Source organism: Rhodoblastus acidophilus, assembly GCF_900187365.1.
Taxonomy (GTDB): Bacteria; Pseudomonadota; Alphaproteobacteria; order Rhizobiales; family Beijerinckiaceae; genus Rhodoblastus; species Rhodoblastus acidophilus.
Genome location: NZ_FYDG01000002.1, coordinates 192,806 through 204,582, shown reverse-complemented (window position 1 = coordinate 204,582; position 11,777 = coordinate 192,806). Strand labels below are relative to the sequence as shown.

General features: G+C 66.6%; 11 protein-coding genes. 9 read left to right on the top strand and 2 right to left on the bottom strand.

What is annotated here, in order from left to right:
* Positions 1 to 7: 7 nt before the first annotated feature.
* On the top strand, positions 8 to 601 hold the full coding sequence (locus CFB24_RS06205) for a nicotinate-nucleotide adenylyltransferase (protein WP_244593084.1): 594 nt from the start codon (positions 8 to 10) through the stop codon (positions 599 to 601).
* Positions 602 to 608: 7 nt separating this feature from the next.
* Here the strand turns inward: CFB24_RS06205 and CFB24_RS06200 are convergent, their stop codons facing one another.
* On the bottom strand, positions 609 to 2,843 hold the full coding sequence (locus CFB24_RS06200) for a methyl-accepting chemotaxis protein (RefSeq protein ID WP_088519721.1): 2,235 nt from the start codon (positions 2,841 to 2,843) through the stop codon (positions 609 to 611).
* 423 nt (positions 2,844 to 3,266) lie between these two features.
* On the opposite strand from CFB24_RS06200, the gene rsfS reads away from it, so the two are divergent.
* From rsfS to CFB24_RS06165, 8 genes are all read left to right on the top strand, one after another.
* Positions 3,267 to 3,587: a ribosome silencing factor gene (gene rsfS / locus CFB24_RS06195; protein ID WP_338064167.1), complete on the top strand. Its 321-nt coding sequence runs from the start codon at positions 3,267 to 3,269 to the stop codon at positions 3,585 to 3,587.
* A gap of 15 nt (positions 3,588 to 3,602) precedes the next feature.
* Positions 3,603 to 4,085, top strand: a complete 483-nt coding sequence (rlmH, locus tag CFB24_RS06190; RefSeq protein ID WP_088519720.1) for a 23S rRNA (pseudouridine(1915)-N(3))-methyltransferase RlmH — start codon at positions 3,603 to 3,605, stop codon at positions 4,083 to 4,085.
* 206 nt (positions 4,086 to 4,291) lie between these two features.
* Entirely contained in the window at positions 4,292 to 5,656 is a 1,365-nt protein-coding gene (locus CFB24_RS06185) for a sensor histidine kinase (RefSeq protein ID WP_141098369.1), read from the top strand.
* Between the two features lie 71 nt (positions 5,657 to 5,727).
* A complete protein-coding gene (locus CFB24_RS23370) occupies positions 5,728 to 5,943 on the top strand; it encodes a hypothetical protein (protein WP_111390646.1) in 216 nt (71 codons plus the stop codon).
* 25 nt (positions 5,944 to 5,968) lie between these two features.
* Positions 5,969 to 7,363: a murein hydrolase activator EnvC family protein gene (locus CFB24_RS06180; protein ID WP_170068138.1), complete on the top strand. Its 1,395-nt coding sequence runs from the start codon at positions 5,969 to 5,971 to the stop codon at positions 7,361 to 7,363.
* Positions 7,363 to 8,883 (top strand): S41 family peptidase, encoded by a 1,521-nt coding sequence (locus tag CFB24_RS06175; RefSeq protein WP_206605433.1) that lies wholly within the window; start codon positions 7,363 to 7,365, stop codon positions 8,881 to 8,883. The genes CFB24_RS06180 and CFB24_RS06175 overlap by 1 nt, the downstream gene beginning before the upstream one ends.
* A 51-nt stretch (positions 8,884 to 8,934) precedes the next feature.
* Positions 8,935 to 10,113 (top strand): divergent polysaccharide deacetylase family protein, encoded by a 1,179-nt coding sequence (locus tag CFB24_RS06170; protein ID WP_088519716.1) that lies wholly within the window; start codon positions 8,935 to 8,937, stop codon positions 10,111 to 10,113.
* A gap of 2 nt (positions 10,114 to 10,115) precedes the next feature.
* On the top strand, positions 10,116 to 10,619 hold the full coding sequence (locus tag CFB24_RS06165; RefSeq protein ID WP_088519715.1) for an RNA pyrophosphohydrolase: 504 nt from the start codon (positions 10,116 to 10,118) through the stop codon (positions 10,617 to 10,619).
* Positions 10,620 to 10,640: 21 nt separating this feature from the next.
* On the opposite strand, the gene CFB24_RS06160 is transcribed toward CFB24_RS06165, so the two are convergent.
* Entirely contained in the window at positions 10,641 to 11,711 is a 1,071-nt protein-coding gene (locus tag CFB24_RS06160; protein ID WP_141098368.1) for a hypothetical protein, read from the bottom strand.
* Between the last annotated feature and the right edge of the window lie 66 nt (positions 11,712 to 11,777).

The window sequence follows — 11,777 nt, the reverse complement described above, 5'->3', positions numbered from 1 at the left end:
AACCCGCGTGATCAAACTGCCGCCACACGCGCCGGGGATGAGGATCGGCCTGTTCGGCGGCTCGTTCAATCCGCCGCATCAGGGCCATCGTCTGGTCGCGCTCACGGCCTTGCGCCGCGCCGGGCTCGATGCGGTCTGGGTGATGGTGACGCCGGGCAATCCGCTGAAGGACCCGGCCCAGTTGCCGCCGTTTGCGCAGCGTCTGGCCGATGTGGAGAAATTTTTCCGCCACCCGCGCATAAGAGTCACGGCGTTCGAAGCGCCGCTGCGCGTGCGCTATTCCTGGCAGACCGTCGAATTTCTGGCGCGGCGGGGACGCGGGGTCAAATTCGTCTGGGTGATGGGCGCCGACAATCTCGCCGGCTTCCACCGCTGGCGGCGCTGGCGCGACATCGCCAACACCCTGCCGATTCTCGTGGTGGACCGGCCGGGCTCCACCCATCGCGCCGCTTTCGGCGGGGCGGCGGGCTGGTTTTCGCGCGCGCGTCTGCCGGAAGCGCAGGCGGCCGGGCTGTTCCGCCGCAAACCGCCTGCGCTGGTGCTGCTGCATGGGCCGCGCTCGCCCCTGTCTTCGACGCAATTGCGCCAGCGCGCGCCGTGATCGCCCCTCAGGCCGCGTAACGGTCGAGCGCGCCGTCGAGCGTCTCCAGGAACTGCGCCGCCGCGAACCCCGGCTCGACGCGGGCCACGCGGGCCTGGGTCCTGGCGCCGTCCTCGAATTGCAGGGTGAGCGTGTCGCCGACTTTCAGCCGCCCGGACGAGCTGAACTTGACGCCGGAATCGGAAATGTCGACGAGATGCGCCTGTTCGCTCCGGCCATCGGACGACAGCACCAGCGCCTGGGTCGAACGGCGGCGCAGCGCCTTGCGCCGTTCCTTGATGTCGCGCCCCAGATCGATCATGAAGGTCTCGACGGTCTTGGTGAGGGTGGTTCCCGCCGCGATGAGGGCCTCGGTGACCGAGGTCACGCGTCCCGCCTCGACATTGGTCTCGCTGATGACCGAGGCGGCGTGGGTGACGCTGACGCTGGTCTCGTTGGAGCTTGTCGCCGCGCGCGCGACCGCGCGGGCGATCTCCTCGGTGGCTTCGCTTTGCTGGCTGACCGAGGAGGCGATGGTGGCGGTCAGCGTATCCATGTCGCTTGCGGCCACGGCGATGGACTCGATGGCGCTTTCCGCCTCGCGGGTCGCGCCCTGGATTTCGGCGATCTGGGCGCCGATTTCGTCCGTGGCGCGCGCGGTATGTTCGGCGAGCGTCTTGACCTCGGAGGCGACGACGGCGAAGCCGCGGCCGGCCTCGCCGGCGCGCGCCGCCTCGATGGTGGCGTTGAGCGCCAGCATATTGGTCTGCTGGGCGATGCTGCGAATGATCTCGACGATGGCGCCGATCTTTTCCGCCAGAGTCACCAGGGCGCGGACGTGGCGGTCGGTGTCGCGGGCGGAGGCGCTGGTTTGGTCGGCGCGGTGGCGCATGCCTTCGATCTGGCGGAGAATCTCCTGGATGGAGGCGGTCAGCTCCTCGGCGGCGGCGGAGACCGTCTGCATGTTGCCGGACGAATCGTTGGCGGAGCGGTTGGCGTCGTCGGCGGCGCCGCTGGCGCGCGAGGCGACTGCGCCGAGGTTTTTCGCCGTTTCGCCCATTTCGCCGGTGCGCGCGCGCAGCGCGGATACGACGGAGTGCACATTGTCGCGGAAATGGGAGGTGATTTCCTCGAGAACGCGCTGGCGATCGGCCTCGCGTTCGCGCTCGGCCTTCGCTTCCTTCTCAAGCCGGCCGCGCGCCGCGGTGTTCTCGCGGAACACGTTGACCGCGCGGGCCATGTCCCCGATCTCGTTGGCCGTGTTCAGGTCGTTGAGATCGGCCGTGGTGTCGCCTTTGGTGATGGAGGCCATGGCGCCGTTCAGGCGGCCGAGCGATCCCGCAAGGTAACGCCAAACCGACACGGACAGCGCGAAGGCGGCGATCAGCGCGAGCGCGATCGTGGCGACCGCCGTTGCAAGGCTCCGCTTGTCCATGGAGTCCACTTCGGCGAATTTTTCCTCGTTGATGACCCGCGCGCGCGCGACGACGCCGGCGATGGCGGGCTCGAACGCGTTATAGCCGCGGGAGATCTCGTTTTCGATCGCGGCGGCCTCGGTCGCCTTCCGGGCCCAGGCCGAAAAGCCGGATGCGTAGCGGTCGACGAGGTCGCTCAGACGGCTCCGCGCGTCCTCGATCGCCGGATCCTCGGCGACGGCGCGTTTCAGTTCCTCATTGGCTGCGATGGTGGCGGCCCGATCCTGATCCTTGTGGAGAATCATGAAGTCCTTCGCGTGAATGCGCATCATGAGCGCCTTGACGTTGAGGATCGGCCGGTCGAGGCTGGTGAAGGCCTGCTGCAATGCGTTGGCGGCGACGCGCAGTTCGCCGTCGATTCCCTTGTCGGGCGTGAGCCCGAGGATTCGCGTCGCTTCCACGAATTTGCCAAACGAGGCGAAGTAGAGGGCCATGGGCTGCTCCACGGCGGCGAGGCCGCGCTTCAACTCGGCGTCGTCCAGTTGGGCGGCTTTTTCGGCAAGGCTTTTCATCTGCGCGCGCGCCATTTGGGCGCGAGTCTCATGTTCGGCGACATAGGTTTCGTCGCGCTGCAGCACGAAATTCTTCTCGGCGCTGCGCAGTTGCAACATGGTTCCGGCGAACTGCGACGCCTCCAGCGCGGTTTGCGCCGCCAGATGCGCGCGGGCCTGGGTAACGTTCTGAACATGTACCGTCCAGACCACATTGCCGAGAATCGCGATAAAACCCAGCGCGGGAACCAGCGCCAGGGCAATCAATTGATGTCCAATCCTGAAACGGCCTAGCATGAGCGCCTCCCGCCTTATGAAACAGCGTCGCGATAGTGGGGACTCATCATTAAAAATAAGAAAACATTTGTATTTTCATTGTGATAATCTGTGCGAACGTCTCGTGGTTACTTACGTTGCGGCACGGCTGTGCGGCTTGTGCGCACGGCCCCTTCTTATGTTGATTATTTCCGCAGGCGCCGTCATTTTAGGCGCGAGCACGCCCGCCTCGCCGAGGATAGAAAACTGACCCGTAAGCCCGTTACCACACCCGTCGCGCCCGATGCCGCGCACTCCGTCATTCCCACGCCCGAGACGGCGTCCGTCGCGAAAGCGCCCAAGCCGCGCGCGCGCAAAATTCCTGCGACGGTCGCCACGACGGCGGAGCCCAGGCCCGAGGCCGCGGCCGAGCCGAAACTTCACCCGGCCGAGCTTCAGGCCGCGATCACGGCGCTGGAGGATTTGAAGGCCGAGGACATCTCGCTGATCGACCTGGAGGGCAAGACTTCGGTCGCGGACTGGATGGTGATCGCTTCGGGACGCTCGACCACGCAGGTCGGCGCCCTGGCCGACAGGGTGGTGCGCGCGCTCAAGGACATGGGCGCGCGGACGCCCGGCGTCGAAGGACTTCCCGCCTGCGACTGGGTGCTGATCGACGCCGGGGACGTGATCGTGCATCTGTTTCGGCCGGAGGTCCGCGCCTTCTACAATCTGGAGAAGATGTGGGGCGTGGACCGGCCGACCGAGGCCCGGTCTCCGGGCTGAACCTCAGCGGATCCGATGAAACTGTTGCTGGCCGGCGTCGGGCGCCTCAAGAGCGGCCCCGAGCGCGAACTTGTCTCCCGCTATGTGGAGCGTTGCGCCGCCGGCGGCCGCAAGATCGGCCTCACCGCCTTCGATCTGCGCGAAATCGACGAATCCCGGGCGCGGCGGCCGGAAGACCGCAAGGCGGAGGAGGCGCAGGCGCTGCGCGCGCTTGTGCCGGCCGGCGCCCGGTTAGTTTGCCTCGACGAGCGCGGAAAAACCATGGACAGCGAGGCGTTCGCGGCGCGCATCGGCGATTGGCGCGACGCCGGCGCCCCGGCTTGCGCCGTGGTGATCGGCGGGCCGGACGGTCTCGATGCGGCGTTTCGCGCCCGCGCCGATCTCGTTCTCGCCTTCGGCGCGATGACGTGGCCGCATCAATTGGTCCGCGCGCTCGCGGCCGAGCAATTGTTCCGCGCCATGACGATCCTGGCGGGACATCCCTATCATCGGGCCTGAAGGCCGCCGGCCCGAGTCGATTTCAGGGTCGCCTTGCGGAAGGCGCACGAAATACGTCGGAATTCGACCTGTGATCCGGCGGCGAAAGCTCCAAATGATTTGCGGCGGTTTTCCCCAAGTTATGGATCACAAAAAGTTGTCTGAACGTTTCTTTGGAATCGTGCGACAAAGCTTCGCTGGGCAGCGGAAAGAAGACCAAGAGCCGCATGATTCACACCGGAACGATCGAAGCCGACCTGTTTGAACTGGCGCCGTGCGGTCTGGCGGTCGTCGCGCCGAACGGGGCCTTCCTGAGCGCGAATCGTCAATTGCGAGCATGGGTCGGGCTTTGCGCGGGCGCCAGGGGGGGCAATCTCGCAAGCTGTCTGGCGGGCGACGGGCAGGAGTTTTTCGCGTCGCTGGTCGAAAGCCTGCGGCAGGATGAACCGGTCGAGGAAGTGTTCGTCTTGTTGCAGCGCAGCAACGGCGCCATTCTTCCGGTCTATTTGAACGCCGTGCTGCGCCGTCGGCCGAGCGGCGGCGAAACGGTGCATCTCAGCTTCGTCAGCGCCTGGCGCCGCACGGAATATGAGGCCGAATTGCGCCGGGGCAAAAGCGCGGCCGAGCAATTGGCCGCCATTGTGGCGCATTCGTCCGACGCCATCGTCAGCGTCGACGGCAACGGCCGAATTCTCAACGCCAACGCCGCCTTTACCGAGATTTTCCAGTTCGAGCGCGCCGAAGTTATGGGCGCGCGACTGGCCGATCTGATCGTTCCCGAGGGATTTCGCCAGCAGTTCGCCGACAAGCTGGCGCGGGCGGCGCAGCAGCCGATCAAGGGCGAGCTGGTTCGGCGCAAACGCAAGGACGGGGCGTCGTTGGACTTCTCTCTGTCGCTGGCGCCGATCCGGGATGAGCGCACCGGGGAAACGGTGGCGATTTCCGCGAGTTATCGCGACGTCACCACCCTGACCCGCGCCGCCGAACATATCGAATTCCTGCTGAGGGAAGTGAACCATCGCTCCAAGAACATGCTGGCGGTGGTGCAGGCGGTCGCGCGCCAGACGGCGCGTTTCGCCGAGAGCCCGGAGGCGTTCACGGACGGCTTCATGGCGCGCCTCGCGGCGATCGGCGCCAGCCATGACATGCTGGTGTCCCGCGATTGGCGCGGCGTGGCGATCAGCGAACTCACCCGGATTCAATGTTGCGAGCTGGTGGACTCCGGCGAGTCCCGGCTGTCCGTCGCGGGCGATCTGATCGAGATCAACCCCCGCGCGGCCGAATGTTACGGTCTGGCTCTGCACGAGCTGGCGACCAATGCCGTGAAATATGGCGCGTGGTCCACGCCGGAGGGCCGCGTCGAATTGGAGTTCGCGCTCGAGGAAGAGACGGGCGTCTACCGCCTGACGTGGCGGGAGCGCGGCGGCCCTTCGGTCAACGCGCCGGAGCGCACGGGGTTTGGCTTCTCTGTTCTGACGCGAACGGCGCCGCAGTCGATCCAGGGCGAAAGCCAGATGGATTTCCTGCCGGATGGACTGAGCTACAGCCTGCGCGCGCCCCTGGCCCAAGTCGCCATGGGCCGCGGCGACTAAGCGCCCGGCGGACGAGCCGCGCAATCCGCCGCAGCCGGCGGCGCGCGGACGGGCGCGGCCAGACGGGGAAAATGGCGTGGACTCTGGATTTCGCCCTGCGCTGCGGCGATCGCCGGCAGGCGGGCGAAAACGAGAGCAAAACAGACAGCCGCAACGATCATGGCCTCGTTCCGTCCTGCGCGGGCGCTTGGCAGGAACAAATAAAGAACATTAGCTCTTTTGTCAAGAGAAAAGCCGCGCTCCGCGCTGGCGCCCCATTGCTGTCGCGGGGCGCGCCTTTAATCTGAAATGGGCGAATCGGCAGGATGGTCTATGGCGCGACAACGATTGGGACGGGGATGGCTCGCCGAGGCCGCGCTGGCGGCGCTGCTGCTTGGCGCGTTCCCGTCCGGCTCGGTCAGGGCTGGCGCGCCGGCGGCGCAAGCGCCAACCGCGCCGCCGCCCTCCGCGCCCGAGGCCGGCGATCTCGACAAGCGCAAGACTGAATTCAAGGGCGTTCAGGACACGCTGGCGCAATCGGAGGCGCAGCGCAAGAAAATCGAGGCCGAAATCGAGGCCATTCAGAACGACCGCGCCAAATTGACGGCGGCGGCGATCGACGCGCGGCGCCGGGTCGAGGAGGCCGAGGCGCAGACGGCGGCGACCGAGGCCCGCCTCGACAAGCTGGCGGGGTCGGAGAGCGCGATCCGCAAGTCGCTCGACGGGCGCCGCGACGTGCTGGCCTCGGTGCTGGCGGTGTTGCAGCGCATGGGCCGCAAGCCGCCGCCCGCGCTGCTGACCCAGCCCGAGGACGTTTTGCGCGCCATCCGCGCCTCGATGATGCTCGGCGCCGTGTTGCCGCAATTGCGCGCCGAGACGGAGGCTCTGGCCAGCGATCTGCAGGATCTGGTGTCGCTGCGCCGCGCCATCGACGGGGAGCGCGCCCGCCAGGCGTCCGAGGCGCAGGCGCAGCGCGACGAGCGGTCCCGGCTGGAGGCGCTGGTCGCGGCGCGGCAGAAAGCCGTCGGCCAGGCGCAGGAGGCGCTCGCCGCTGAGCGCAAGCGCGCCGAGGTTCTGGCCGGGCAGGCGGCGAGCCTTCAGGATCTGATCGGGCGGATGGAGGGGGAGGTCGCCGGCGCCCGCGCGGCGGCGGAAAAGGCGCGTCAGGCCGAGGAGGCCCGCGCCCGGCAGAGCGACAAGGAGGCCGAGGACGCCCGGCAGAAATTCGCCGACGCGCAGAAACGCGACCCCGCGCGGCTGACGCCGGCCATTGCTTTCTCCCAGGCCAAGGGCCTGCTGTCGCCGCCCGCCAGCGGGGCTGTGATCAAGTCTTACGGCGCGCCCAGCGAATTCGGCGGAGCAGAAAAAGGACTTTCTCTCGCTACGAAACCACAAGCCATTGTTTCGTCTCCATGTGATGGCTATATCGCCTTCAGCGGACCTTGGCGGTCTTATGGTCAACTCTTGATCGTCAACGCAGGCGGCGGCTACTATGTCGTGATGGCTGGCATGGCGCGAGTCGACGTCTCGGTTGGGCAATTCGTTCTCGCGGGCGAGCCGGTCGGGTCGATGGGCGATGGCGCGGCGCAAACCGCCGCCGCTGTGGCCATTGCCGCGAGGCAGCCAGTGCTTTATGTCGAGTTTCGCAAGGATGGGGTGGCGATCGATCCGGGGCCCTGGTGGGCCAGGGGCGCCAATAGCCCGGAAAATATGAGGGTTCGCGGATAATGCGCAAGACATCTCTGGTACTGCTGGGCGTGGTCATGGGCGCATCCGTCGCCTCGATCGGCGCGCGCGTTCCCTTCTCCTCTCCCTGGGCGCCGTCGGGCGCCCATGCCGCGTCTTCCGACGTCTATCGCAGCCTCAACCTGTTCGGCGACGTGTTCGAAAAGGTGCGCGCCGATTATGTCGAGAAGCCGGACGACAAGAAGATGGTCGAGGCGGCGGTGTCGGGCATGTTGGCCTCGCTCGACCCGCATTCCTCCTACATGGACGCCAAGAGCTTCCAGGACATGCAGATTCAGACCCAGGGCAAGTTCGGCGGCCTGGGCATCGAGGTGATGCAGGAAGACGGGCTGGTCAAGGTGGTCGCGCCGATCGACGACACGCCGGCCGCGCGCGCCGGCATTCTCTCGGGCGATTTCATCACCGCCATCGACGGCGAGGCCGTGCAGGGCATGACCCTCAACCAGGCGGTCGACAAGATGCGCGGCGAGGTCAACACCAACGTCAAGCTGACGCTGGCGCGCGGCCCCAAGAAGGACAAGGTCGAGGTCACGCTGACCCGCGCCGTCATTCAGATCAAGTCGGTGCGTTCGCGCGTCGAGCAGCCCGACGTCGGCTATATCCGCATCACCCAGTTCACCGAACAGACCTATGAAGGTCTGAAGGACGCGATGCAGAAGGTCCAGAAGGACATTCCGGCCGACAAGTTCAAGGGTTACATCATCGACCTGCGCAACAATCCCGGCGGCCTGCTCGACCAGTCGGTGGCGGTGGTCAACGCCTTCATCGACCATGGCGAGATCGTTTCGACCCGCGGCCGCAACGCCGACGAAACCCAGCGCTACAACGCCCGCCCGATCGACCTGTCCAAGGGCAAGCCGGTGGTGGTGCTGATCAATGGCGGCTCGGCCTCGGCGTCCGAGATCGTCGCCGGCGCGTTGCAGGACCACAAGCGCGCCACGCTGATCGGCACGCGCTCGTTCGGCAAGGGGTCGGTGCAGACCATCATCCCGCTCGGCTTGAACAACGGCGCCCTGCGCCTGACCACGGCGCGCTATTACACGCCGTCGGGCCGTTCGATCCAGGCCAAGGGCATCGAGCCCGACGTGATGGTGCTGGAGGATGTGCCGGACGAGCTGAAGGGCAAGGACAAGACCGAGGGCGAGGCCTCGCTCAAGGGCCATCTCAAGAACGGCGAGAACGAGGAGCACGGCTCGCAGGCCTATGTGCCGCCGGACGCCGCCAAGGACAAGGCGCTGCACGCCGCGCTCGACCTGCTGCGCGGGGTGAAGACCGCCGACGCGCTCAAGGCGGAAAGCGCCAAGGCCATGGCCGACGCCGCCAAGCCCGAGTCCAAATCCGGCGAGGCCAAATCCGAGGCCAAGTCGGGCGAGGCGAAAGCCGTCGACAAGCCCGCCGTGGGCCGCCCGACCGAAGCGCCGTCCGCCGCGCCGCCGGTGGGTCCGAATGGCGAGCCGGTGCTGAAGCAGGGGCCGACGCCGGCGCCTGTTCCTGAAAAGTGATTTTCGCTTACCGGCCCGTCTTCCGGACGGGCCGGCGGTTTCTGACAGGACATGCTGGACGACCTTGATCGCCCGCTCGGGCTTGACCGAACTGAGCCGAAGCCGGAGGGCGGGCGCAGGCCGCTTTGGGCGGCCGGCGTCGTTGCGGCCATGGCCGTGATCGCCGGGGGAGCCTGGCTGACGACGCAACAGGACGCGGGGCGGGGGACTGGCGGCGAGCCCGAGGCGCGCGCGCCGATCCAGCCGCTCCCGCCCGCGCCGCCGGCGCCGGCGGCGACGCTCCCGCAGGTTCAGGTTCAGCCTGCGGCGCCGGACGCCGCGCCGAAGGGTCAACAGGTCGAGGTCGAAAACGGCGTGCGCGTGGTGCGTGGCGGCGCCGCGGTCGGCCCGGCCATCATCCATGTGCCGGACAACGCCGACCACGCGCCGCTCGCGCCCGCGCCCGATCCCCGCCTGGTCGAACGCAACCGGTTCGGTCTGCTGCCCAAGCGCGGCAAGGATGGCGCGACCCCCGCTCAGGTCTACGCCCGGCCCCGGCCGGCGGCGCGGGCGGGGCAACCGCGCATCGCGCTAATCATCGGCGGCATGGGGCTCAACGATCTCGCCACCCAATCGGTGATTTCCCGGCTGCCGGCGGAGGTGACGCTGGCTTTCGCGCCCTATGGCGGGCGCGTCGAGCAACTGGCCGATGCGGCGCGCGAGGCCGGCCATGAAATCCTGCTGCAGGCGCCGATGGAGCCGTTCAATCCCGCCGACGCGCCAGGGCCGCATGTCGTTCCGGCGGGCGACGCGCCGCGCGCCGAGGACGCGTTGCGCTGGCAGATGGGGCGGATGGTCGGTTATTTCGGCGTGATCAATTATCTCGGCGGCAAGCTCTCCGCCGATCGCGATTCGATCTCGACCGTGATGGCCGAATTGGCGCGGCGCGGCTTGAATTATGTGGACGACGGCTCGGCGCCGCAAAGCCTCGCCGGCGCGGCGGCGGCGGACCAGGGCGTGAATTTTCTGAAGGTTGACGTCAGAATTGACGAAATACGCAGGCCGGAAGCGATTGACGCGGCGCTGGTCAAGCTTGAAACTCTGGCCAAGCAAAACGGCGTCGCCGTGGGATTCGCTTCGGGACTGCCGACGACCAGCGAACGCATCGCCAACTATCTCTCCGATACGGGGCGAAGCGGTGTGGTTCTGGTTCCCGTCTCGGCGGCTTTCGGCGCCGGCGACAAGAGGTGAGAATGGATGCGCTGACTTACCGGCCCTGCGTCGGCATCATGCTGCTCAATGCGGAAGGCCTGGTTTTCGTGGGACGTCGCAAGTCGAAGCGCGGCCCGGACGTTCACCCGTTGGAGCACGAATGGCAAATGCCGCAGGGCGGCATTGACGAGGGCGAGACGCCGTATAAGGCGGCCCTGCGCGAATTGCGCGAGGAAACCAACGTGCGCAGCGCCGAACTGCTGGGCGAGGTTCCGAACTGGCTGAGCTACGACCTGCCGACCGACGTCGGCCGCAAGAACTGGCGCGGGCGGTTTCGCGGCCAGACGCAAAAATGGTTCGCGCTGCGCTTCACCGGCAAAGAGGCCGAAATCGACATCGACACGCCGGACAACGGGCGTCACCGCGCCGAATTCGACGCCTGGCGCTGGGAGCGGATGGAGCGGTTGCCGGAGCTAATCGTGCCGTTCAAGCGGGATGTTTACGTAAAGGTCTGCGCGCATTTCGCGCATCTGGCGGGGACCTGAACCGGCCTTTGGCGGCCCGGCTCAGGCATCCCAGGCGACGGCGTCCAGGCAGGCCTTGAATTTGGCGTCGATGCAATGGCGGTCCGGATCGAAACTTTGCACGCCACTCCTCGCATACCACCAGTTCGTGTTGATCGGGTGAAGGTGGCGCAAGGAATAGAACGGCGATGGCGCGTTGCGGGCAAACCATCCCGAGAAACGATGCGTGCGCCACTGTGCCCGGTCCGGACAGCGCGCAGGCACAACGGCCCACTTGCGCCGGCAGGCGCTGGGGTGTTTTGGAATGAGGCCGAACCTCATCTTTGGCTTCTCCGCGATGTAATAATCGCGATGACGGGCGGACTCCTGCGGCGGCGGGTCGAAGTCGCCGCCGCGAACACCATAAAGCCAACGGCCAGCACAAGTGACAGCGCCCAGGAGCGAGGATTCCGCCGCTGAAAAAATGCTTCCTGGCCCCACGATCAATTCGTCGATGTCGCAGTTCAGGACGCTGCGGGCTCTCGTGAGGAAACGCCAACGCGCATGCTCCAGCATGCCGGACTGACAGAAATCGGAGTCCCAAGGCCGGTCCCCCCCGCCCAGGGGGCCGTATTTGAATGGCCAGGCGACGACGGCCGACGCCTTCAATCCGCCAACGACCGAGATGGCTTGCGCCAGCGCGTTGAGGTCATACGCGGTCGAACCATTATCGTAGAGCAGGACGGCGTCGGCCCCGTGGTTGTCGCGATGATAGCGAATCCAATCCTGAATCCAGCGTAGTTTGTTGTCTTTCGAGAGCGTGAACAGGACGCGTCGGCCGGCGAATACATCTTCACCCGAGGGCGACACGACGCAATCCACGGTCCCAAGGCCGGAAACCAGCCTCACGGTCCGGTTTGAAACTGCTGCGCGCACACGCACGGTCTTATCAAGACCTATCGTGATCGAAGGATAAGCCGCCCCCGAGACAGATACGCGCAGATCTTGCATCAGAGGCGCCAGGTTCAGCAGTGGCGGCCCGGTCATGACAATGGATCGGCCGGACTGAAAAATATCAAAGAACAAGGTATCTTCGTCGAACTTCGCCTCAAAGTCCGCATCTTGCAGGGACACCGGTCGTGTCGGCGCTCGACGCGCGTCCGTGAACGCGCTGAGCATGAGCGGAGCGGGCGAAAAAAT